The sequence below is a fragment of the Campylobacter hyointestinalis subsp. hyointestinalis genome, from assembly GCF_013372145.1.
Classification (GTDB): Bacteria; Campylobacterota; Campylobacteria; order Campylobacterales; family Campylobacteraceae; genus Campylobacter; species Campylobacter hyointestinalis.
Window position 1 is genome coordinate 870,953 of sequence record NZ_CP053827.1, and the last position, 23,033, is coordinate 893,985.

Annotated in this window: 21 protein-coding genes, 1 tRNA gene and 1 pseudogene; 12 read left to right on the top strand and 11 right to left on the bottom strand. The window is 34.0% G+C overall.

Going from position 1 to position 23,033, the window contains the following annotated elements; all coding sequences use genetic code 11:
- Nucleotide 1 precedes the first annotated feature (1 nt).
- The 6 genes from CHHT_RS04605 to CHHT_RS04630 are packed head-to-tail and all read right to left on the bottom strand — an operon-like array spanning nt 2 to nt 3,761.
- The gene (locus CHHT_RS04605; protein ID WP_034961268.1) at nt 2-1,834 is read right to left on the bottom strand and encodes a primosomal protein N'; all 1,833 of its coding nucleotides are present in this window, start codon (nt 1,832-1,834) and stop codon (nt 2-4) included.
- A 5-nt stretch (nt 1,835-1,839) separates the two neighbouring features.
- Nucleotides 1,840-2,253 (bottom strand): type II secretion system protein, encoded by a 414-nt coding sequence (locus CHHT_RS09280; protein ID WP_034961266.1) that lies wholly within the window; start codon nt 2,251-2,253, stop codon nt 1,840-1,842.
- Nucleotides 2,254-2,280: 27 nt separating this feature from the next.
- On the bottom strand, nt 2,281-2,883 hold the full coding sequence (locus tag CHHT_RS04615; RefSeq protein ID WP_051663695.1) for a type II secretion system protein: 603 nt from the start codon (nt 2,881-2,883) through the stop codon (nt 2,281-2,283).
- 12 nt (nt 2,884-2,895) lie between these two features.
- Complete coding sequence (locus CHHT_RS09285; RefSeq protein ID WP_051663694.1) at nt 2,896-3,297, bottom strand: type II secretion system protein; 402 nt, start codon at nt 3,295-3,297, stop codon at nt 2,896-2,898.
- 9 nt (nt 3,298-3,306) lie between these two features.
- Nucleotides 3,307-3,531: a hypothetical protein gene (locus CHHT_RS04625; RefSeq protein WP_034961263.1), complete on the bottom strand. Its 225-nt coding sequence runs from the start codon at nt 3,529-3,531 to the stop codon at nt 3,307-3,309.
- Nucleotides 3,528-3,761 (bottom strand): hypothetical protein, encoded by a 234-nt coding sequence (locus CHHT_RS04630; protein WP_034961261.1) that lies wholly within the window; start codon nt 3,759-3,761, stop codon nt 3,528-3,530. Before CHHT_RS04630 ends, CHHT_RS04625 begins: the two co-directional genes overlap by 4 nt.
- Before the next feature lie 612 nt (nt 3,762-4,373).
- Between CHHT_RS04630 and CHHT_RS09410 the strand changes: the two are divergent.
- The 6 genes and pseudogenes from CHHT_RS09410 to CHHT_RS04655 form a co-directional block, all read left to right on the top strand.
- A pseudogene (locus tag CHHT_RS09410) lies at nt 4,374-4,637 on the top strand (methyl-accepting chemotaxis protein); the annotation flags it as partial.
- A gap of 60 nt (nt 4,638-4,697) precedes the next feature.
- Nucleotides 4,698-5,087 carry a CZB domain-containing protein gene (locus tag CHHT_RS09415; protein WP_370510341.1) on the top strand — a complete coding sequence of 130 codons (390 nt, stop codon included), beginning with the start codon at nt 4,698-4,700 and terminating at the stop codon, nt 5,085-5,087.
- Between the two features lie 119 nt (nt 5,088-5,206).
- Entirely contained in the window at nt 5,207-7,183 is a 1,977-nt protein-coding gene (gene uvrB / locus CHHT_RS04640; RefSeq protein WP_064019744.1) for an excinuclease ABC subunit UvrB, read from the top strand.
- Nucleotides 7,184-7,287: 104 nt separating this feature from the next.
- Nucleotides 7,288-8,817, top strand: a complete 1,530-nt coding sequence (locus CHHT_RS04645) for an SLC13 family permease (RefSeq protein WP_051663693.1) — start codon at nt 7,288-7,290, stop codon at nt 8,815-8,817.
- A gap of 197 nt (nt 8,818-9,014) precedes the next feature.
- Complete coding sequence (locus CHHT_RS04650; protein WP_064019745.1) at nt 9,015-10,319, top strand: MATE family efflux transporter; 1,305 nt, start codon at nt 9,015-9,017, stop codon at nt 10,317-10,319.
- Between the two features lie 129 nt (nt 10,320-10,448).
- On the top strand, nt 10,449-12,539 hold the full coding sequence (locus CHHT_RS04655; RefSeq protein WP_034961257.1) for an RNA degradosome polyphosphate kinase: 2,091 nt from the start codon (nt 10,449-10,451) through the stop codon (nt 12,537-12,539).
- Between the two features lie 183 nt (nt 12,540-12,722).
- Here the strand turns inward: CHHT_RS04655 and CHHT_RS04660 are convergent, their stop codons facing one another.
- Nucleotides 12,723-12,866, bottom strand: coding sequence for a hypothetical protein (locus tag CHHT_RS04660; RefSeq protein WP_155589500.1), 144 nt, complete (start codon nt 12,864-12,866; stop codon nt 12,723-12,725).
- 200 nt (nt 12,867-13,066) lie between these two features.
- Here CHHT_RS04660 and metE point away from each other — a divergent pair, with 200 nt between their 5' ends.
- Together metE and CHHT_RS04670 are read left to right on the top strand one after the other, a co-directional pair.
- The gene (gene metE, locus CHHT_RS04665; protein ID WP_034961249.1) at nt 13,067-15,322 is read left to right on the top strand and encodes a 5-methyltetrahydropteroyltriglutamate--homocysteine S-methyltransferase; all 2,256 of its coding nucleotides are present in this window, start codon (nt 13,067-13,069) and stop codon (nt 15,320-15,322) included.
- A gap of 41 nt (nt 15,323-15,363) precedes the next feature.
- A complete protein-coding gene (locus CHHT_RS04670; protein ID WP_034961246.1) occupies nt 15,364-16,317 on the top strand; it encodes a methylenetetrahydrofolate reductase in 954 nt (317 codons plus the stop codon).
- A gap of 729 nt (nt 16,318-17,046) precedes the next feature.
- On the opposite strand, the gene CHHT_RS04675 is transcribed toward CHHT_RS04670, so the two are convergent.
- The 4 genes from CHHT_RS04675 to CHHT_RS04690 are packed head-to-tail and all read right to left on the bottom strand — an operon-like array spanning nt 17,047 to nt 19,695.
- Nucleotides 17,047-17,670, bottom strand: coding sequence for a SixA phosphatase family protein (locus tag CHHT_RS04675; protein WP_232051106.1), 624 nt, complete (start codon nt 17,668-17,670; stop codon nt 17,047-17,049).
- Nucleotides 17,670-18,473, bottom strand: a complete 804-nt coding sequence (locus tag CHHT_RS04680) for a ferritin-like domain-containing protein (RefSeq protein WP_034961244.1) — start codon at nt 18,471-18,473, stop codon at nt 17,670-17,672. The genes CHHT_RS04675 and CHHT_RS04680 overlap by 1 nt, the downstream gene beginning before the upstream one ends.
- Nucleotides 18,470-18,988 carry a rhomboid family intramembrane serine protease gene (locus CHHT_RS04685; RefSeq protein ID WP_034961241.1) on the bottom strand — a complete coding sequence of 173 codons (519 nt, stop codon included), beginning with the start codon at nt 18,986-18,988 and terminating at the stop codon, nt 18,470-18,472. The genes CHHT_RS04680 and CHHT_RS04685 overlap by 4 nt, the downstream gene beginning before the upstream one ends.
- Nucleotides 18,989-19,011: 23 nt before the next feature.
- Entirely contained in the window at nt 19,012-19,695 is a 684-nt protein-coding gene (locus tag CHHT_RS04690; RefSeq protein WP_034961239.1) for a CHAP domain-containing protein, read from the bottom strand.
- Between the two features lie 108 nt (nt 19,696-19,803).
- On the opposite strand from CHHT_RS04690, the gene murA reads away from it, so the two are divergent.
- The 4 genes from murA (at nt 19,804) to flgA (ending at nt 23,029) form a co-directional block, all read left to right on the top strand.
- The gene (murA, locus tag CHHT_RS04695) at nt 19,804-21,063 is read left to right on the top strand and encodes a UDP-N-acetylglucosamine 1-carboxyvinyltransferase (protein ID WP_034961237.1); all 1,260 of its coding nucleotides are present in this window, start codon (nt 19,804-19,806) and stop codon (nt 21,061-21,063) included.
- A gap of 10 nt (nt 21,064-21,073) precedes the next feature.
- Nucleotides 21,074-22,252 (top strand): molybdopterin molybdotransferase MoeA, encoded by a 1,179-nt coding sequence (locus tag CHHT_RS04700; RefSeq protein WP_034961235.1) that lies wholly within the window; start codon nt 21,074-21,076, stop codon nt 22,250-22,252.
- Nucleotides 22,253-22,298: 46 nt separating this feature from the next.
- A tRNA-Gly gene (locus CHHT_RS04705) sits at nt 22,299-22,373 on the top strand.
- 56 nt (nt 22,374-22,429) lie between these two features.
- Nucleotides 22,430-23,029, top strand: a complete 600-nt coding sequence (gene flgA, locus CHHT_RS04710) for a flagellar basal body P-ring formation chaperone FlgA (protein WP_064019747.1) — start codon at nt 22,430-22,432, stop codon at nt 23,027-23,029.
- The last annotated feature ends 4 nt before the right edge of the window (nt 23,030-23,033 follow it).

The window sequence follows — 23,033 nt, forward strand, 5'->3', positions numbered from 1 at the left end:
TTTAGTTGAAATTTACCGGATCTATATCCACATTTGCAAAGTACTGCCTAGCTATCTCACCGGCTTTTAAGAGCGGTATATGCGAGCAAGAGCGTAGCATTATCTCGCGTCTGTACTTAGATGATATCTGCTCGATGAGAGCTTTTCCGTGTCCTATTATTTCCAAATTTTCTATGTTTTTTATTGAATTTAGTATATTTTCTTCAATGTGTACTGCGTTTACTTCATTTTTGTCTTGTATTATTATCCTAAGCAAACGACTAAATGGCGGATAGAGCGGATTTCTGTACTCTAACTCGTCTTGTATAAATTTATCGTAATTCTCTATATACTCACTAAAAAATTCACTTTGCAAGCTTTGCAAAACGACTCTAGCATGACCAGCTCTACCAGCTCTACCAGCTACTTGCATAGCTAGAGCCAGAGTTTTTTCTCTAGCCCTAAAATCGCAGTATTCTAAATGCTCATCAAGTCCCATTATAACGGCTAATTCTACGTTATGATAGTCGTGTCCTTTGCTTAGCATTTGTGTACCGACTAATATATCTATTTTTCCATCGTTAAATTTTTTAAGCAGGTTTATTAATTTTGAATGCGTAGTTATCTCGTCTTTGTCAAATTTGGCGATAGTAGCGCTAGGAAATATCTTTTCTAACTCACTTACTAACTCGCTAGTACCCATTTTTTTTGCTTCGAGCATTTCATTCCCGCAGTTTGGGCAAGTTTTTGGTAAAGGCAATGCAAAGCCACAGTAGTGACATTTCAAAGCATTTGCTTTTTTATGCATACTCATAGAAACACTGCAATATGGACATTTTATAGTAGAAAAACACTCTTTGCATACTATAAATTTAAAGTTTGCACGAGTAGGCAAAAACACGACTGCTTGCTTTTTTAGCTCCAAAGTACGCCTTAACTCATTTATGATAGTATTAGAAATACAAGTTTGATTGGCGTCGTAAATAAACTCCTTTTTCGATGAGAAAAATGTGCCTTTGAGACGAAAATATGGAAATTTATATACGCTCGTGATACTTGGAGTAGCGCTTCCTAAAATGACTTTTATGCCGTTTTCTTTTCCTAGATAAACACTAAGATCTCTAGCATTATAGTATGGTTTTGAGCCGTTTTTATAGCTATCGTCATGCTCTTCATCTACGATGATAAGACCTAAATTCCAAAATGGTAAAAACAGAGCCGACCTTGCTCCTGCGATGAGTTTTATCTCGCCATTAAAAAATCGCTCGAGTAAAATTTGCTTGTTTTTAGGCGAAATTTTAGAGTGCCAAACTCCAACCGATCCTCCAAAGTAATCCTCTAAACGTTTTTGCATTTGAGGTGTGAGCGAGATCTCAGGCATCAAAAGTAAAGCTTGTTTTCCACTATTTAAAACCTCTTTAATGCTTGTTATATAGACTTCACTTTTTCCACTTCCGGTGTCTCCAAAAAGCAATGATATATCGTTTGCATTGATGAAATTCAAAGCATCTTTTTGAGCATTGCTTAAATTTGGAGCTTTTATGAAAGATATATCTTTGTTTTTATACTCGCTAATAGGCTCAAACAGAGCCAAGCTCACGCCTATCTCGCAGAGATAATAATGCGATATGAACTTTGCTAAGCTTATTTGCATATCTGTGAGTTTTGTTTTTAAAATTTGAATTACATCTAGAGTTTTAAACTCAGGTTTACAAACGTTTTGCAAAACAAAACCGTTTTGGATACGATTTTTAACTCGGACTTTGACTTCGGTAAAAGGAGCGATGAACTCATCACTTTGATATGTCAGCGGCTTTAAATCCAAACCGCTTATAGCGATTTCATAATAGTTCATTTGAGTTATTTGTCTAAAAATTTACACAAATCATCGTTAATGTCGCATTCAAATTTTCCATTATTTTTGTCATAAGTAAAAGTAACACTTTTACTTGGCGTAGAAAAAGTGTATTTGTCGCCACTTTTGCTCCAGCCGTATTTTTGATCTGTTTTTGCTTTTATGGGACTATCTAATACTGCTGAAAACAGACCTTCTTTACCTTCTTCTTCTAAATTCGGATATTCTTGGCTTCCGCTGAGTTTTTTTTCATTTGCATAAAGCTGAATTTTAGTTCTGATAGTCGCGACTTGCGTTTTAGCTTTTACTATCTCTGCATCATCGCTGTTTCCAACTAGTTTTGGTACTGCAAGACTAGCTAAAACTCCTAGTATCACTATAACAAAAACTAACTCTATAAGTGTAAAAGCTTTTTTCATATTTTTACCTTTTTTTGATTTATAAATTTAAGATTTATTATAAGATATCTCGCCTATTTTAGAACATTTTTCAACTGTATCAGTACATAAAAAAGTACCATAAAGAGTATTTTTATTGCCTTTATCGTCTTTATCATTATAGCTAAAAGAACAAACTTGCGGATTAGAGCTACCTTTTTCTGTAGATTTTGAGCAGCAATCAAAACGTATACGTTCGCTTTTATCTGTTGTTCCAGGAAGTGTTAGAAAATACCTACCGGCAAAAGTGAGAGTAGCTCCACTCGTAGAATTGTTTCTTCTGCTCCAACCTATTAATTTTGTCAAATCTTCTTTTACATTAAATTTAGCCTTGGTGGCAATTATTGGTTGCGATAAGATATTGTTAAATAATTCATCGCTTTCATCTTTATCTTTTTCTAAATATAACGGATATATGTCGCTTTCTCCGGCTAAAATTTGTTTATTTACGTACGAGGTTATGCCTGCTCGTATCTGGGCTATTTTGGCTTTTGCTTTTTTTATTTCTACTTCATTTTTATTTGTAGCGAATTTAGGTATAGCTATACTTGCAAGTACACCTAACATCGCGATAACAAAAACAAGCTCAAGAAGCGTAAATGCTTTTTTCAAAGTTGCTTTTCCTTATTCAAATTTACCACCAAATAGCTCTTTGCAACCGCTTTCACATGTAAATTTACCGTTTGAGCTGTTATATTTAAAAGTAGCATTTTTGCCGCTTAAATTTATAGTGTAAGTATCGTTTGTAGTTTTGCTCCACTCTTTAAGAGCAGCGCCGGACAAAACTTTTGAAAAAAGCTGAGTGTCACCATCTTCTAAACTACTTGGATATGAGTCTTTTTCGTTCAGTTTATTACTGTCATTGTAGTTTTTTATGCCGGTTCTTATAGCCGATATCTGCTCTATGCTTTTAGCAATTAGAGCATCATCTTTACCAGTAATGAGCTTTGGGACTGCAAGACTAGCTAAAACTCCTAGTATGATTATCACGAAGACTAACTCTATCATAGTAAATGCTTTTTTCAAAATTTGACCTTATTTTAATGTTTTGTCTAAACTACCTAAAATTTGATCCATTTGAGAGCCTTGAGTGTAGCTTTCGTGGCATTTTTGGATAAATGCCGTTAGTAGATCTTTTACGCCAAATTGATATTTGTTTTGCAAAAGCTTTTCTATATCTTTAGAAAAAGCATCTGCAAAATCATCTTCTAGGCGGATAGTATAGTCTTTAGAGGCGATTGTTAGGACGATTTGTTTCATCTGCCAAGAACTGCTTCTACTTGTTTAAGAAGATCATCACTAGCTAAATTTTGTGTTTTTAGCTCTTCTTCAAGACGCATGATTTGGTTTGTTTTAGCTTCGTTTTGAGCTTTTACGCTAACTAGCTCGTTTCTTAAGGCTTCAGCTGTTTCGCAAGCTTCTTCGTACTTTAGCATCAACTCTGTTACTTTTGAAGCTAGGGTATTTAAAACTTTTTCATTTTCAAACATAATCATTCCTTTATTTTTTAAAAATATAATCTAATTTTAGCATACTTTTGTTCATAATTATCTGAAAATAGATATGTTTTTATAAAACTATAAGCCACATATAATGCAAATTTTTTATATTAGATTAATGTGTTTGTAATTATAATTTCGTTTGTAATATATTCTTAATAGATATATTATATATTTTTTATTTATATTTTTATAAATAACCAACAAATCCAAAAGGAGAAAAACGTGTTTGGCAGAAAACCAGAAGTCATAATCCCTAAAGAAGAAAAGCCCAATCCTGAAATAGACGAAGCTAAATTTGAAGCTTTAAGGCTGGAAAACGAGACTTTGAAAGCTCAAAACGAACTTTTGAAAGCTCAAATGGACATAGTTCATTTAATGATCAAAGGTGAAAAATCAAATTTTTCTTCTATACAAAAGAATTTAGAAAGACTCTCAAGAGTAAAATCGATAGCTCAAAAATCAGATCAATGCTTAGACGTGACAAAAGAATTAAGCGAGCTTACTAACGATCTTATAAAATCGATAGTATCTATAGCAGAAGCGACAAATAGATCAAAAGATGTAGCTTCAAATTTAAATAGAAGTGTAGAAGAGATAACAAACATTATAAATTTGATAAAAGATATATCAGATCAGACAAACTTACTTGCTCTAAATGCAGCTATCGAAGCGGCGCGTGCAGGAGAGGCTGGAAGAGGATTTGCCGTAGTGGCAGATGAAGTAAGAAAGCTTGCCGAAAAAACACAAAAGGCGACTGGGGAAGTTGAAGCAAATATCAATATCCTAAAACAAAATGCCGTAGAAATGATAGAAGTAAATAATAACGTAGATGCGAGTGCGAGCTTGGCAAATGAAAGTATAAGTGGCTTTAAGCTAAACGTAGATCAAGTTTATGATATATCAGATATGATAGGATTTGAGTCTATGTGCGCTTACTACGAGATATTTATATCACTAGCAAAATGCGACCACGTAGTTTTCAAAATAAACGGCTATAACAACGCTATAACGTATCCAAATAGCCTTGGAGATCATAAAAACTGTCGCCTTGGAAAATGGTATTTGGCGGATGCAAAAGAGGTTCTTGGAGACGCGACAAACTACGCACTCATAGATGAACCTCACGCAAATGTCCACAAATACGTAAATGGCGGACTAGATATAATAAACGAAGAGGGCAACCTAAGATCTGCTATAGATATGTTTAACTATGCAGAAGAAAACTCTAATCGTCTATTTGAGATACTAGACAACTTAGTTAATGAGATCATAGAAAAGAAAAGCAAAAACTACAAAAGCGCACATTTGGATTAGCAAATTTAGATTATGTTAGTAAGTTTTAAATTTACTAACATAACTTACCGTTTATTTCTACAATTTAAATTTAAATAATAACTTAGCTATAATTTCACAAAAAATAAAAAAGAGAATATATGGATAAATTTGAGATATCTAGTAAATTTAAGCCAAGCGATGATCAAGAAAAAGCCGTAACAAACATAGTTGATAGCATAAAATCTGGAAATAAATTTAACGTCCTCTTAGGAGTAACTGGAAGTGGCAAGACTTTTACGATGGCAAACGTGATAAAACGCCTAAATATGCCAACTCTCATTATGACACATAACAAAAGCTTAGCAGCACAACTTTATAGCGAATTTAAGGGCTTTTTTCCTAAAAATCACGTTGAGTATTTTATAAGCTACTATGATTATTACCAACCTGAAGCCTATATACCGCGTCAAGATCTTTTTATAGAAAAAGATAGCTCTATAAATGATGAGCTTGAGCGTTTAAGACTTAGTGCGACTGCAAATTTGCTCGAGTTTGATGATGTGATAGTAGTGGCTTCTGTATCTGCAAACTACGGTTTAGGAAATCCTGCTGAGTATAAAGGTATGGTTTTGTTACTAAACATAGGTATGAGCTTAAATCAAAAAGAGCTACTTTTAAAGCTTGTTGATATGGGATATAAAAGAAATGATTCGTACTTTGATCGTGGGGATTTTCGAGTAAATGGCGACGTGGTAGATATCTATCCGGCGTATTTTAATGACGAGGCTATAAGGCTTGAGTTTTTTGGAGACGAGCTTGACGCGATGTATCACTTTGATGTGTTAGAAAACAGACGTACAAAAGACGTTAGTAAATTTATACTATATGCGACAAGTCAGTTTGTAGTCGGAGAAAATAGACTAAAACAGGCGATAAAAGATATCGAACTTGAGCTTGAAGATAGACTTGCATTTTATGAAAAAGAAAATAGATTAGTCGAGTATCAAAGACTTAAGCAAAGAGTGGAGTTTGACCTCGAGATGCTCTCAAGCACCGGAAGCACAAAAGGCGTGGAAAACTACGCACGTTACCTAACTGGGCAAAAGCCTGGAGAGACGCCATACTCTTTGTTTGATTACTTTGAAGTCAGTGGCAAGGACTACCTTGTTATAGTAGATGAAAGTCACGTGAGCTTGCCGCAATTTCGCGGAATGTACGCAGGCGATAGAAGCAGAAAAGAAGTTTTGGTTGAGTATGGTTTTAGACTTCCATCAGCGCTTGATAATAGACCTTTGAAATTTGATGAGTTTATAGCAAAAAAGGCAAACTATCTGTTTGTTTCAGCCACCCCAAACGAGTATGAGATGGATCTCGCAAAAGGTCATATTTATGAGCAAATACTTAGGCCTACTGGACTTCTTGATCCACGTATAGAAGTCATAAGCAGCGATAATCAAGTAGAAGTTTTGTTTGATAGAGCTAAAGTTGTCATAGCAAGAAATGAGCGAGTACTAGTAACTACTCTAACTAAAAAGATGAGTGAAGAGCTAACTCGATATTACCTTGAGCTTGGTATCAAGGTTAAATATATGCACTCAGACATCGACGCAGTAGAAAGAAATGAGCTTATAAGAGGTCTTAGAAAAGGTGAGTTTGATATGCTTATCGGTATAAATTTGCTTCGTGAGGGGCTAGATCTACCAGAAGTCTCTTTAGTAGCAGTTTTAGACGCCGATAAAGAGGGTTTTTTAAGAAGTCGCACGAGCCTTATACAAACTATGGGAAGAGCAGCTAGAAACGTGAATGGAACGGTTATATTATTTGCAAATAAAATAACAAATTCGATGAAAGAAGCGATTGAAATAACCGAGGCTAGGCGAAAATATCAAGATGAATACAACAAAAAGCATGGCATAACTCCACGCTCAGCTAGTAGAAATTTAGAAGATAGCCTAAAAGAAGAAGATCTACCAAATTTATATAATAAAGCCAAAAAACTAGAAAAAATGCCAGTAAGCGAGCGAGCAAAGATCGTAAAAGAGCTAAGAAAACAGATGCTTGAAGCGGCCAAGAATTTGGAATTTGAAAAAGCTGCGGCCTTGAGAGATGAGATAGCAAAACTCAGAGAACTTTAAGGCTTATTTTAAAAGACATTACAAATTCAAACGACTATTTGGCTGTTTTATCAGCCTTTAAATTTACTTTTTATACAATGTCACATTTAAATTTGGAACTAATAATGATAAATCAAAATACGCTAGGCAAGCAAATTTCGCAAGATACGGATCAAAACGAAAGTCTTTTGCCAAGTATAAAACACAATAGAAAAAGCAAGATCATCAAACTTTATGTGAGCATAGCTCTTGCGATGATAGTTTGGTTTTTACCTAGGTCGATTTTTCCTTTTGAAGTAACGATAGTAGAACAAAGAGTTGCGGCGATATTTGTTTTAGCGGCTTGTCTTTGGATCACAGAAGCTATTGCCATCTGGACAACTTCTGTTATGGTTATAGTTCTTATGCATTTAAGCGTTTCTACTAGTAGTTTTAAATTTTTTATGCCCCCAAAAGACGCTTCTAGCCAAATTTTAAATCAATACGGTACTTTTATTTATTACAAAGACATTATGGCGACGTTTGCTGATCCTATCATTATGCTTTTTATGGGCGGTTTTATCCTTGCGATCGCAGCTTCAAAATACAAGCTTGACGTAGGGCTTGCAAAAGCACTTTTAAAACCGTTTGGAACCAACTCACAAATGGTTCTTTTAGGTTTTATCATTATGACAGCATTTTTTTCTATGTTTATGAGCAACACTGCAACTGCAGCGATGATGCTTGCGATACTCTCGCCTGTTTTGATCTCGCTTCCATCTGATGGTAAAGGTAAGATAAGCCTAGCTCTTGCTATCCCTATAGCCGCAAACGTCGGCGGTATCGGTACTCCTATCGGAACACCGCCAAATGCGATAGCTATCAAATACATAACAGAAAAATTAGGTACCGATGTAAGCTTTTTAGGCTGGATGATGGTTATGGTGCCAATTATGCTTATAATCTTACTATTTTCATGGTGGATTTTAAAAACGTTATTTCCTTTTAAACAAAAAGAGATAAAAATTCAGATACAAAGTGGATTTGAAAAGTCTTCAAAAGCTTATATCGTTTATGGGACTTTTGCACTAACCATACTTCTTTGGATAACAGATAAAATAACAGGCGTAAATGCAAACGTCGTAGCACTCATACCATTTGGTATCTTTGCAGTTACTGGAGTTATCACAAAGCAAGACTTAAAGCTCATAGACTGGGACGTGCTTTGGCTAGTAGCAGGCGGATTTGCTCTTGGAGTAGGGCTGAATGAAACTGGACTTGCCCAAAATTTAGTACAGCACATACCGTTTGACTCATGGCCTGCGATGCTGATGATGATAGGAGCAGGGCTTTTATGCTGTCTTATGTCTACTTTTATGTCAAATACTGCAACGGCGGCACTTTTGATACCTATATTAGCAGCAGCAGGAACTAGTATGAAAGATAGCCTTGACGCATTAGGTGGAATTCCTGCTTTGCTTATCGGTTTGGCTCTTTCAGCTTCTTTAGCTATGGCGCTTCCTATAAGCACTCCGCCAAATGCTTTAGCTTACGCAAAAGGCTTTATCAGACAAAAAGATATGGCAACAGTAGGTATAATAATCGGTGTTTTTGGTATGATAGTAGGCTACTTCATCTTGATAATGCTCGGTAAATTTGGATTATTATCGTTTTAGTATGATGCTGATATTTATATTAAATAACATTTTGTATAATTACTTAAATTTAAAAAGGTGTGATTTATGATGACTTACCGTTATACTTGTCAAAATAAATTGTATCTAAAACTAAATTTATACATACAAGCCATCAATGGAGTTTATTAGCGTTTTATTTTTTAAATAGCAACAAAATTTAAAAAATATGAGTTAATATGGACTTTAAACCTACAAAATTATTTATAAAATACGCTTTTCCAAATATGATAAGTACTGCTTTCATATCATTTTATTTTACGGTAGATACTATATTTGTCGGGCAGATGATAGGCACAAAAGCACTTGGTGCTATGGGGCTTACTATGCCTTTTATAATGATAAGCTTTGCACTCATAGATATGATAGCAGTAGGCTCATCCGTACAAATAGCGCTGCGCCTTGGAAGCGGTAGATTTAAGCAAGCTTGTGGGATATTTAGCTTTAGTTTGATGTCAGTTTTTATCTTTTCGTGTTTTGTGTTTTTATTTGGTATTTTCTTTATAGAACCGATTACTAATTACTTGATATACGATAAAGAATTAGCAGTTCTTGCTTCGCAATACACCAAAGTTTTTGCACTGTTTTGCCCTGTCATAATGCTATGCTTTATGCTAGATAATTACCTTAGAATTTGCAAAAAGCCTATGTATAGTATGTGTGTAAATATCTTTGTAGCATTTGTAAATGTTGTACTTGATTATATTTTTATAGTAGTTTTAGGTTGGGGACTTTTTAGTGCTGCTTTGGCTACTTGTATTGGACTTAGTTTAGGAACTTTGCTCGGATTTGCACCGTTTGTATTTGGAAACTTAGAGCTAAAACTAAGCAAAGCGTTTATAAATTTAAAAATTATAAAAAACATAATATACAACGGAAGCTCCGAGTTCTTGACAAATATCTCAACATCACTCTTTGTCATCGTAGCAAACGCTTTACTGCTAGATATCGCAGGAGTACAGGGCGTGGCGATACTTGAGGTAATTTTTGCTATAAATAGCCTTATGGCATCATTGATATTTAGTATGTGCGACGGCATTAGCCCACTTGTTACTTACTACTATGGCGCGAAAAATTTAAAATTCGTAATGGCTCTGTTTTGGCGTACATTTATAGGATCTATGATGATTGGGGTGATCATTATGAGCATAGTATTTTTTGGCGGAGATCTTATGATATCGTTTTTCAGTAGAGATAGCGATTTTATCACAGCTAGCAAAGAAGCTTTGATCATTTTTTCACCGATTTATCTATGTTCGTGGTTTATCGTATTTGCCAACTCGTTTTTCACGGCTTTAAATAAACCTGCTTGTTCTCTTGCCATATCTTTAAGCGCAAATTTATTACTGCCTTTACCATTTTTGTTTGCATTGTCAAGTTTTTTTAATGTAAATGGAGTATGGCTAACTCCTTTTGCGGCTAATTTTTGCGCTGTTTGGCTGGCTGTATATTTTTTAAAAAAGACGATTAAAGGTCTAAATTAGACCTTTAAATTTATAAAATTACCACCTGAATTTACACAATTTAATGACAATTCTATTTTAAATTTAAATATTAAGTGAATTTTTCACTCATTTTTAGTATAATCATCTCAAATTTAGAAGGGTTGAAATATGGAAAACAGAGATATTTTTATCAATCGCGAACTATCTTGGCTAAGATTTAATTCGCGCGTACTAGCTCAATGCGAAAAAGATCTTCCGCTACTTGAAAAGCTCAAGTTTATAGCTATTTATTATACAAATTTAGACGAATTTTATATGATCAGAATAGCTGGACTAAAGCAACTTTTTGCCGCTGGGGTCGTAGTAAGCGGAAATGATGAAATGACTCCGCTTGATCAGCTAAGAGAGATAAGAAAATACCTAAAAGATGAGCAACAAATTTTAGAAGATTACTATAAAGATACTGTTTCAAAACTAGCAAAAGCAGGGTTATACATCAAAAAATACGAAGATCTAGACTCAGATATCAAGCTTAGGGCTGATGAGTACTTTTTCTCAAATATTTTGCCAGTTATCGTTCCTATCGCAGTCGATGCGACCCATCCTTTTCCACATCTAAACAACCTTAGTTTTGGACTTGCAGTGAAACTTTGCGATGACGCTCATCCTGAGATAATAAAATTTGGAATGATACGTATCAGCCGTGTGCTTCCTAGATTTTACAACGCCGGAGATGGCATATATGTACCTATAGAAAGCATAGTTCATCGTCACGCAGAAGAGATATTTCCAGGATACAAACTACTTGCAAGTTGCGCATTTAGGGTAACTAGGAACGCCGATATGGTGATCGAAGAAGAAGAAGCGGACGATTTTATGATGATACTAGAACAAGGCTTAAAACTCCGCAGAAAAGGCGCTTTTGTTCGTTTACAAATCGAAAAAGATCCAGATCCAGAGATACTTGAGTTTTTAAATTTGCATATGAAAATATTTTATAAAGATATATATGAATATAGCATTCCTCTAACCCTTGGAGCTTTGTGGCAGATCATCGGCGATAAAGAGTTTTCAAATTTACTCTTACCTCAATATACGCCAAAGACACTTCCTCCATTTGGACAAAATGTTTCGATGTTTGATGCTATAGATAAAGAAGACGTTTTACTTTTTCATCCGTATGAAAGCTTTGATCCAGTAACTCAGTTTATCAAAGAAGCAGCAAAAGATCCAAAAGTAATATCTATACGTATGACGCTTTATAGAGTTGAGAAAAACTCAAGCATCATTCAAGCTCTCATAGACGCTGCAAGTGATGGCAAACAAGTGACCGTGATGGTAGAGCTAAAAGCTAGATTTGATGAAGAAAACAATCTTCACTGGGCAAAAGCGCTTGAAAACGCAGGAGCACACGTGATATATGGTATTACAGGATTTAAAGTTCACGCAAAAGTTTCTCAAGTCATACGCCAAATAGGCGACAAACTCAAATTTTATATGCATCTTGGTACTGGAAACTACAACGGAAGTAGCGCAAAGATCTACACAGACGTGAGCTACTTTACTAGTAGAGAAGACTTTGCAAAAGATACTACTACTTTTTTTCACATACTATCTGGATTTAGCAAAAACAGACGTCTAAACTCACTTTCTATGTCTCCTATGCAGATAAAAGAACGTGTTATAGATATGATAAAGAATGAAGCAAAAATGGGTGGCGAGGGCAAGATCATCGCCAAAATGAATGCTTTAGTCGATAGCGACGTCATAAAAGAGCTTTACAATGCAAGTAAAGCAGGGGTTCAGATAGATCTTATCATAAGAGGAATTTGTTGTCTTAGACCTGGTGTAGCTGGCATAAGTGAAAATATCCGCGTTCGCTCTATCATAGGAAAATACCTTGAGCATGCCAGAATATTTTATTTTAAGCATGCAAGTCCTAAATTTTATATATCCAGCGCGGACTGGATGCCACGAAATCTAGAGCGCAGACTTGAGCTTATGACTCCTATATACGAGCCTATGCTTCAAGATAAACTAAATGAAATTTTACGTTTACAACTTAGTGATAACGAGCTTGCTTACGAGCTTGGAAGCGATGGAGAATACACAAGTGTCATAAAAAAAGATAATGAAAAAGAGCTAAATAATCACGAATTTTTTGAGAATCATCTAAATAGAGTCTTTAAAACGCTTAAAAAAGATAGCGATCAAGATAAAGCTCAAATTTTAGCTTCAAAACTATTTAAAGAAAGCTAGTCGATTTAGCTAGCCAAATCGACTAGCTAAATTCCTTTTTATTTCGTACTGATTTTGATAACTAGAAAAATGCTCTACAAATATTTTATTTTCAGTCAAATTTTATATTTTTTTAGTTACAATCATCAAACTATTTTAAAAGTATAAAAAGGCGTAAGTATGAGTTGTCCCATGTGTATTAGCCTACAAAGCGATAAGCAAAGCACTAAAAAATAAAAAAGATTTCAAATTTATATTTAACTTAGAATTTACTTTTATAAGTGTATTTTCATATCTAGCTTTTATCGTTACGTTTCCTATCCATTGCAACTGTATTTTTAAACGCAAAACCCGCCTTACACTATTACATAAGCATTTTTTCTTATACTTAGATGATGATAAATTATTCTATAAACTCCACGGATTAAAACCGCCGTTAGTTCTTTTTGAAATGCGTAAATTCTACTAAAATAAACATTATATTTTTTAAATTTAGTTGGTCTAAGACCTTTTACACTATAATTATGTATTTTAATAAAGGATTAAATATGTCAAAAAGTTTTATAACAGGATTTCCTAGGATAGGTGAACAAAGAGAGCTTAAATTTGCGCTTGAGAGTTTTTGGGCTGGTAAGAGTGATTTTAGTGAAGTTGAACGCGTAGCAAAAGAACTAAAAGCGAGACACTGGAAGTATCAAAAAGACGCACATATAGATTTTATAAGTGCAAACGACTTTTCTTATTATGATTTGATGCTTGATAATATTATAACTTTTGGAGCGATCCCGCCGAGATTTGACGGGCTTAGTGGAACAGAGCTATACTTTTCAATGGCAAGAGGAAACAAAACAAGCGTAGCTATGGAGATGACAAAATGGTTTAATACAAACTACCATTATATTGTTCCAGAACTTAGCAAAGAGACTAAATTTAGTCTAAATCCTACAAAAATATTAAATGAATATAAAGAAGCAAAAGCTGAAGGCATCACTCCAAAGATAAATTTGATAGGACCTATAACGTTTTTAGCGCTTAGTAAAACAACTGATGGAAGCTGCGCACTTTGTCATTTAGACGCCCTAGTAGAGCAGTATGCTAAGCTTTTAGTTGAAATTTCTAAGCTTGATAATGAAATCGTAGTTCAGATAGACGAGCCTATCTTTGTCACTGATAAAGCTGAAAAACTAAAAGATAAAATAGCCCCTGTTTATGACAAGCTATGCGCCGAAGATAATGTTAAAATTATATTTATGACGTATTTTGAGCATGCAAACGAAGCCGTAAAAGAGATCGTAAAAACTAAAGTTTGGGGCGTTGGACTTGATTTTGTACATACAAGCTGCCAAAAAGCTTCTTTAGAAATCCTAAAAAATAGCGATAAAGTTCTATTTGCTGGACTTATAGATGGTAGAAACGTTTGGGTAAGCGATCTTGATGCTAAACTTGAGCTAATAAATAAGATCAAAGAGTATATCCCAAGCGAACGCCTAAATATAGGTACTTCTTGCTCACTTTTACACGTCCCATATACTCTAAAATACGAAGAAAAACTAAGCATAAAAGAGTGGCTTAGCTTTGCGTTAGAAAAACTAACAGAAGTAAATTTACTAAAAAAATTAGCAAACGGTGAGCATTTTTGTGAAGTAGGTGAGGGCTTGCTTGCTAAAAATAGATCGGCTATCGCTTCAAGAAAGACTTCTGAATTAGTAAACGATAAAGCTGTTCAAGAAAGAGTAAAAAACCTATCTAAATTTGAAAGAGATACTCCTTATGAAGAGCGTATAAAGGTTCAAAAAGCTAAATTTAATCTTCCAGAGCTTCCAACTACAACTATAGGTAGTTTCCCGCAGACTCCAGAGCTTCGTCAAGTAAGAAATGCTTATAAGAAATCACTAATCTCACAAGAAGCTTATGAAAAAGATATCAAAAAATACATCGACGAGTGCATAGCTTTTCAAGAAGAGTGCGGCTTAGACGTGTTAGTCCATGGCGAACCTGAGCGTAATGATATGGTTGAATACTTTGGAGAGCAACTAAAAGGATATGCATTTAGTACTAATGGCTGGGTACAAAGCTATGGTAGTAGATGTGTTAAACCACCACTCCTTTTTGGTGATGTTAGTCGTCCAAAAGCTATGACCGTAAACTGGATAAGCTACGCTCAAAGCAAAACAAGCAAGATCATGAAAGGTATGCTAACTGGACCTGTAACTATCCTAAACTGGAGCTTTGTAAGAGATGATAAACCAAGAAGCGAGATAGCAAAAGAGCTTGCGCTTTGTATTTACGATGAGATAGACGATCTTCAAAATGCAGGTATCAAAATCATACAAGTAGATGAAGCTGCGTTTAAAGAGGGTTATCCGCTTAGACGTGAAAACGTATCTGCTTATGAAAAATTTGCAGTAGATTGCTTTAAACTAAGCGTTTGCTCAGCAGGAGTGCAGACTCAAATTCACACGCATATGTGTTATTCTGAGTTTAATGACATCATAAAGACCATTGAAGCGATGGATGCCGATGTTATCAGTATAGAAACTGCTAGAAGCGGAAATGAGCTACTAAAAATCTTTAAATCAGTTGGCTATAAACAAGAAGTAGGACCTGGAGTTTATGATATCCATAGTCCAAGAGTTCCTAGCGTAGAAGAGATAGCTACTCAAATTCACGCTTTACTAGAAGTTCTTCCAAAAAGCCAACTTTGGATAAATCCAGATTGTGGTCTAAAAACAAGAAAATGGGAAGAGGTTAAACCTAGCCTTAAAAATATGACCGCAGCCGTTAAAATCGTTCGTCTAAGCTAAACAACTTGTCCCTTTTTGGGACAAGCCCTAAAGGTTTATCAATGCTAAAAGATAAGATCAAAGAAAACAAACCGGGCATTTTGCTTTACGGTATCACTCCGCCAAAAATAAATTTAAGTAAAGATGAAGCTTATCAAATAGCCAAAAAACAACTAGAAAGACTAGAAAACACCGGCATAGATGGACTTGTGATATATGACTTGCAAGATGAAAGTGCGCGAAATGACGAGAAGCGTACATTTGAGTTTTGCGGAACTATCAAGCCCGAGATCTACCATAAAGAGTTTTTAAAACTATCATATCCAGCAGTCATCTATAAAGCTGTAGGAAACTACACCAAAGAAGAATTTGCTAACTTTTTAAATACTTCTAATAATGATATGTTATCCGTTTTTGTAGGAGCAAGCTCAAAGAATGACTTGCTTAAATTTAATCTAAATGAAGCCTATAAACTCAAAAAAGAGCAGGGTGGAAACGTAACAGTAGGTGGGATCTGTATACCTGAAAGACATGAAAAAAAAGGCGATGAAGATCTAAGAGTGGCTTCAAAAATCATCAAAGGATGTGAATTTTTTATCACACAAGCGGTTTATAACATAGAAAATGCAAAGCGGTTTTTAGACGACTATGCAAATTTAGGAATAAAAAAAGTACCTATAATATTTACATTTACGCCTTGCGGTAGCCCTAAAACGCTTGAATTTATGAGATGGCTTGGTATTTCAGTGTCTAAACAGTTTGAAGATAGACTGTTTGAAAGCGACGATCCACTTAGTGCTTCTGTTGGACTAAGCCTTGATATGTTTGAGTTTTTATATAAATATGGACGTGCAAAAGGTGTAAGCGTTGGGGCTAATGTCGAGAGCATATCCACAAGAAAAGTAGAAATAGAAGCTTCTATAAATCTACTTTGCGGTATAAAAAATATCATACAAAATGAAAAAGAGTGCAATCTAGAAGAACTCATACAAAGCGCATCTAAATTTTACGAATAATAAATTTGGAGTTTTTTAGCTCCGAATTTATTTCTTGATTTATTTCTAGCAAAAATTGTATAAATATAAATCTATAAGATATACTATAAACATTTAGTTAAATTTACAAGATAAACGTCTTTAAATTTCTACAAAAGTAAACCATATAAAAAACTAAGCTTGTATAAAAAGTACGCTTATTTTGCTTAAAAAAGTAAAATACATGCTATTTTTATTATTTTGTATTGAAAACTATAATTTTCAAAGTTTTATAAATATACTCTTCTATCCCTATCTGCATATCAGCAAAGCTATGTTTTTATGAGTATTTGATGAGATTTACTTTTTGAGTTTTTAGAATTTATCCATTAAATTTATCATAGTTTTTTGATTTATACTATACATACTATTTTACATATTTTTATACGTATACTCTTCATCTAATTTTTTGATATTTTAATCAATGATTACATATTTATAAAAACCATAAAATTGAACCCTTCAATTTTATATATAAATATAAATAGATTTGGTATTTTTTCTAAAGAACTAGTTTATGTCAACTATAGATTTGAGAATATGATTTCGTGATATTTAGTTTTTGACCTTATATGGATTTTTATTAAGCAAAGATCAAAAAATGCAAGATACAAACTTGATTTTAAGTGTATTTATTTTTTGTTTTTATAGTAAAATGCCATAAAAACGGTTTTTGAGCTATCCCCTATTTTCTATCATTTGCACAATAAATCAAAGATGCTTTTTAGGATAGTCAAAAAATAGAGCATGTCCATGATGTGCTTTTAGATCTTTAAAACTACAACAATCAAATTTTATACAAAAGATTCCGCCAGTAGGTATATTTCCGATATCAGAATCACTTAAAAGCTCTGAGATTTGTGTTATACTAGGATTGTGACCTACAATAAAAATAGCATTATATTTATCATCAATAGAGTTTATGAACTCAAGCATATTTTCCAAACTTGCATTATATAGATCTTTGACTTGGATTATATCTTTTTTAAATTTAGTCTCACGCGCTAGTAAATTTGCACTTTTTATGGCACGTTTTGCAGGAGAGGCAAATATCATATCTGGAAGTACTTTATATTTTTTTAATCTTTTACCCATAAATTCGGCATTTTGTTTGCCTTTTTCAGATAGGTCTCTATCAAAATCACTGCTTCCTTCTTTTTTAGCCTTTGAATGTCTTATAAAATATATAGTTTTAACACCAGCTTCACTTGCTTTAAAAGGGCTTATAGACTGTTCTGTTGTGACTGCTTTGCTGGTATTTATACAAACATCAGCCTTTAAAGACTTTTGGCTTGTTTTTACGCACATACCGTTTTTTGTAGTTTCATTTTTCACTATTTATCCTTTTGTAGATACGAAATTTTTGTGATTTCAGACTCACTAAAACCGGCAAGAAGCCTATGTTTTTTATCTAGAACTCTTTTGGTGCTAAATGCGTTTGGATAATGTTTTAAAACTATATCTATCCATGAATTTGGATCTATACCGCACTTTGCAGATGCAAATTTAAACCACTTATCACCTTTTTTGACGTGATCTATCTCTTCGGCATGTATCACTTTTAAAACCTCCAAAAGATATCTTTTTTTAGAATCCGCTCCAAGCTTGCTCATCATAAATAAATTTGCGTCCAGCCCGTTTGCTTCCATATATCTTGGTAAAACCGCCATTCTATCTATGAGCGAGTTTTGCGTTTTTTGCATCGCTATAAAAAGCCCATTATGTACGCCAAAATCACCATATTTAGATCCTGACTTTTCTAGAAGCTCATTTATCATCTTAAAATGTTTTATCTCGTCATTTGCTACTTCTAACCAGTCAAAATAATACTCTTTTGGAAGCTCTCTAAATCTATAGCAAGCATCAAGAGCTATATCTATCGCGCTGTACTCGATATGTGCTATAGAGTGTAAAAAAGCTGCATTTTTGTTTTCGTTTTTATGATTTTTTAACTCTTTCATCTCATATACGGCGCAGTTTAGTGCGTAACTTGGAGCTACTAAAGGATTTGGCTTAGATACTGAGTTTAGATCGTAAAAACCAGAGTTAAAATCTGCAAATATACGTTCAAATCCACTAAATTTGCTTTCTAAATTTCCATCATTTTGAATTTTCCAAATATCTTCAAAAAAGTTCATCTAAAAACCTTTAAAAATCCAAACAGATAGCCTATACCAAATCCAAATATATGCGCATACCAAGCTATATTTACACCTAGTAAAAGCGGAGCGAAACTCATCAAAATCACTGCGATGAAGAGTCCTTTTCTATTGTATCTATCTAAGTTTGCCATAAAACCCAAAAGAACGCATATCGCACCGCTTGCACCCACTAAATTTACGTTTGCAAAAGCAAGATAACTAAGGCTAAGCAAGCTAGTAACGATACCGCCGCCTATATAAAGTAGCATAAATTTAAAACTACCAAGATATCTTTCTAAAATCGTACCGAACTGATAAAGTACAGCCATATTCATAAGTAGATGCATAAGCGATCCGTGCAAAAACATAGTAGTCAAAAGCTGCCAGTAAGCACCCAAAAAAAACAGTTCATTTAGCCCAAAATACATACCAAATACGTCGTTATTATAAACGTAATATTCTAAAAAATACACTACACAGTTTATAGCTATGAGCACTGGAGTCGTAAGCAAATTTATCCTTGAAACTATCAAATTTAGTCTATTTGAACGAATTTATCCACTTTACCAAATCCGGCGAATTTATTCGAGATAAGGCAAGCTGGGGTTTGACATTTTAGTATGATGTACGCATTGATTTTTTTACCATTTAGCTTATGTGTATTTTTGTGCTTTAAATTCATAACGCTTTTTATATTTTTACCATTTATATTATGTACAAAAGTTATGGTGCCGTTTGATTCTACTTTATCTATAATGCCAAGATGTGTTATGGCTTTATTTTTTGATTTATTAGTCCTAGAAGTAGTATTGTTGAAAAATACTAAATCTCCCGGTTTTGGATCTGTGTATGAAATTTTATTTTGTGATTTATAAAGATTGAAAATGGCTTGTGATTTTCTACCATTTTTATCATAAAAATTATTTACTATATTCTCATCAAAATACAAAGATTTGCTATCTTCATTGACTAAAGATACAAAACCAGAGCAATCATTTCCTAGTTTTTTATTAAGATATTTGCTTAAATTTATATTGTAAAACTCATCAGCGGCTTGACTATAATTAAAATTATATCCGCTTGTAGTGTCGTTTTTTTGATATTTTGAGCCTATATTATCGTAGCTGTTTTGTTCCCCATATGGATCTATGCTTTTTGTAGAACAACCACTTAAGATAAGTAACAAAGCAGATATGGTTAAAACTCCTTTAAACCACATAGTTTATCTCCATTTTTAAGTCATTTTGATGATTTTACCAAATATTTTCTTAAAATAAAAATATAAGAATAAGTATTGTATAATCACCATATTTTTTAAAGGCTGATAATGGATTATTTAGAGATAAAAGGCGGAAATAGACTTAGTGGCAAAGTGGATATTAGCGGCGCAAAAAATGCAGCTTTACCACTCATTGCTATGAGCATTTTAGGTAAAAATAATACAGAGTTTTCAAACATTCCGCGCGTTGCAGATACGCAGACTTTAGTAAAATTACTTGTAAATTTAGGCGCAAATGCTAAATTTGATGACTCAAATTTAGTTATAAATACATCAACTATAAATTCCACAAAAGCGACTTATGATATCGTACGAAAAATGAGAGCTTCGATCTTAGTTTTGGGACCGCTTTTAACACGGTTTGGACACTGCGAAGTTTCGCTTCCAGGAGGTTGCGCTATCGGAGCAAGACCTATAGATTTACATCTTAGCGCACTTGAAAAAATGGGTGCAAATATCGAGATAAAAGACGGATATGTCGTAGCAAAAGCTACTGGTGGACTAAAAGGCGCAAATATAGTTTTTGATAAAATAACAGTAACTGGAACTGAAAATATAGTCATGGCTGCAGCCTTGGCTAAAGGTAAAACAACTATATTAAACGCAGCAAAAGAGCCTGAAGTCGTGCAAGTCTGTCAAATTTTAAATGATAGCGGTATTAAGATAGAAGGTATAGGCACGAGTGAGCTTATAATACACGGAAATGGCGGAGAGCTTTTAAATTTAGCTAAAATTTGCGTAATACCAGACCGTATTGAGGCTGGCACTTATCTTTGTGCTTGTGCTATAAGTGGCGGAGAGATAACGCTAAATGGCGTAGAGCCAAGCCACTTGGTTTCAGTCCTTGATAAACTTAGCGATATGGGCGTTAGATTTGAATTAGAAAAAAATAGCATAAAGGTCATATCTGATGCCAAATTAGCCCCGGTAAATATAATTACTACTGAATTTCCAGGATTTCCTACAGATATGCAAGCGCAGTTTATGGCTTTAGCCGCGGTCGCTGATGGCGTAAGTACCATAGATGAGCGGCTTTTTGAAAACAGATTTATGCACGCTAGTGAGCTTAGTAGAATGGGAGCTGATATAAAACTAAACGGGCATATCGCGACTATCAGTGGATCAAGCTTAAATGGAGCGGATGTTATGGCTACTGATCTAAGGGCTAGTTCAGCACTGGTTTTAGCCGCACTTAGAGCAAACGGAATCACTAGAGTTCATAGAATTTATCATTTAGATAGAGGATATGAAAACCTTGAGAAGAAGTTACAAAATCTCGGCGCAGATATAAAACGACTAAGTGAATAAAGGATAAAATTTGTTAGTAGATGAAGCGTTAAATGTGATAAATTCCATAAAAGCACTAGATTATTGCGAAATCATCAGCTTAGAAAAAGCAATAGACAAGATCTTGTTTGAAGATATTTATGCTAAAAAAGCATTGCCCTGCTTTGATAACGCAGCACTTGATGGTTACGCTATAAATTACGATGATAGAAATTCGCCTCTAAACATAAAAGGAACTATATTTGCAGGAGATAAAGCCAAATACGAAATAAATAAAAACGAATGTTATAAGATAATGACCGGAGCTATTTTTCCTAAAGGAGCAAACAGCATAGTTATGTTAGAAGATGAAAAATTTGATGAGCAAGGAAGACTTTTAGTGCCTTCAAATTTAAAACAAGACAATGCAAGACGCATAAAAGGCGAAGAAGTGAGCGTAGGCGATATCTTACTTAAAGCAAATAACCGCTTAGACTCTGCTAAAATTATGCTTTTAGCGTCTCAAGGTATAAGCTACGTAAAAGTATATGCTAGACCTAAAATCGCCGTTTTTAGTAGTGGAGATGAGATAAATGAGCCTTGGGAGTTTTGCGATGAAAGATCCATATATAACGCAAACGCTTCTGGGATAATGGCGCTTTTACGAACTCACGGTTTTAAAAGCGAGTATAAAGGCATCTTAAAAGATGATAAAGATATTTTAAAAGCTCAAATAAACCTGCATGCTCATTATGATGCGATCATCACAAGCGGCGGCGCTAGTAAAGGCGAAGCCGATTTTATGCGAGAAGTTTTACTTGATCTTGGCTTTGAGGAAATGTTTGGGAGCCTAGATATCAGACCAGCAAAACCAACAAAACTATATAAAAAAGGCTCTCAGATAGTTTTGTTATTACCCGGAAATCCTATGTCGTGCTTTGTGGCTTGCTTTTTAGCCGGTATCCCTGCTCTTAAAAAATTAAGCGGACAAGCAAACTTCGCACACGAAACTTTTTTTGCTAAATTTAAAGGCGATATCGTTATGAAGAATAGTCGTGCAAATATAGTCATCGGACACTATGAAAATGGAGAATTTACTCCTATAAATGACAATAAATTTAGCCCTGCTATGATAAAACCTCTTGCTATGTCAAATGCCATTTATCTCTCAAAGATAGGAGAGTCATGGATTTCAAACGAAAATATCATAAAAATCTTAAAGCTATCTTGACATATGAATAAATTTATGATACAATCACTCTCTTTAAAAAAGATAAGCGGGAATAGCTCAGGGGTAGAGCATAACCTTGCCAAGGTTGGGGTCGCGAGTTCGAATCTCGTTTCCCGCTCCATTTTACTTTTTATATTTATCTCATATATTTTTTCAAATTTAGTTTTTGGCGCGACTTTGCATGATATTATAAAAGATAAAATTCAAAAAGAAATTCCAAATATCACTATAAATTCGTTATCCATACTAAAGCCAAACTCTATTCCAGAAGATTTTGACAAATACATTCTTATGGATGTAGTTTTGCTATCTATGAGAAATGAAGACGGAAATGTCAAAGCGATATATAAAATGCCAAATAATCTAAACAGAAGTATATTTTTTAAATTTAAAATAGATGCTACAGTAAGTGTTTTTGTCTCGCTTATAGATATGGATAAGGGACACATTTTAAATTTTAACGATTATAAAAAAACACAAATCAGCTTAAAAAATTTCGATAAAGACTCGATTTTAAGCATTCCAAAAGTAAGTCTTATCACAAAAACACGTATAAAAAGAGATAAAGTCCTAACAAATAGGCAGTTTAAAACTCTAAGCGATATAAAAAGAGGAGATACGATAAATGCCATTATAGTAGATGGCGGACTAAAAGTAGAAATTCAAGTAAAAGCACTTGAAGATGCAAATATCGGTGAGATAATCCAGGTAAAAAGCGATAATAATCAAATTTTTAAAGCAATCATAGTAGCAAAAAATAGAGCAATCATAAGGTAAAAAT

What these genes read in the sequence shown, in the direction of transcription:
- CHHT_RS04605 (WP_034961268.1), bottom strand. Translation starts at nt 1,834, where the DNA reads ATGAACTATTATGAAATCGCTATAAGCGGTTTGGATTTAAAGCCGCTG.
- CHHT_RS09280 (WP_034961266.1), bottom strand. Translation starts at nt 2,253, where the DNA reads ATGAAAAAAGCTTTTACACTTATAGAGTTAGTTTTTGTTATAGTGATA.
- CHHT_RS04625 (WP_034961263.1), bottom strand. Translation starts at nt 3,531, where the DNA reads ATGAAACAAATCGTCCTAACAATCGCCTCTAAAGACTATACTATCCGC.
- CHHT_RS04630 (WP_034961261.1), bottom strand. Translation starts at nt 3,761, where the DNA reads ATGTTTGAAAATGAAAAAGTTTTAAATACCCTAGCTTCAAAAGTAACA.
- CHHT_RS09415 (WP_370510341.1), top strand. Translation starts at nt 4,698, where the DNA reads ATGTGCGCTTACTACGAGATATTTATATCACTAGCAAAATGCGACCAC.
- uvrB (WP_064019744.1), top strand. Translation starts at nt 5,207, where the DNA reads ATGGATAAATTTGAGATATCTAGTAAATTTAAGCCAAGCGATGATCAA.
- CHHT_RS04645 (WP_051663693.1), top strand. Translation starts at nt 7,288, where the DNA reads ATGATAAATCAAAATACGCTAGGCAAGCAAATTTCGCAAGATACGGAT.
- CHHT_RS04650 (WP_064019745.1), top strand. Translation starts at nt 9,015, where the DNA reads ATGGACTTTAAACCTACAAAATTATTTATAAAATACGCTTTTCCAAAT.
- CHHT_RS04655 (WP_034961257.1), top strand. Translation starts at nt 10,449, where the DNA reads ATGGAAAACAGAGATATTTTTATCAATCGCGAACTATCTTGGCTAAGA.
- metE (WP_034961249.1), top strand. Translation starts at nt 13,067, where the DNA reads ATGTCAAAAAGTTTTATAACAGGATTTCCTAGGATAGGTGAACAAAGA.
- CHHT_RS04670 (WP_034961246.1), top strand. Translation starts at nt 15,364, where the DNA reads ATGCTAAAAGATAAGATCAAAGAAAACAAACCGGGCATTTTGCTTTAC.
- CHHT_RS04680 (WP_034961244.1), bottom strand. Translation starts at nt 18,473, where the DNA reads ATGAACTTTTTTGAAGATATTTGGAAAATTCAAAATGATGGAAATTTA.
- CHHT_RS04690 (WP_034961239.1), bottom strand. Translation starts at nt 19,695, where the DNA reads ATGTGGTTTAAAGGAGTTTTAACCATATCTGCTTTGTTACTTATCTTA.
- murA (WP_034961237.1), top strand. Translation starts at nt 19,804, where the DNA reads ATGGATTATTTAGAGATAAAAGGCGGAAATAGACTTAGTGGCAAAGTG.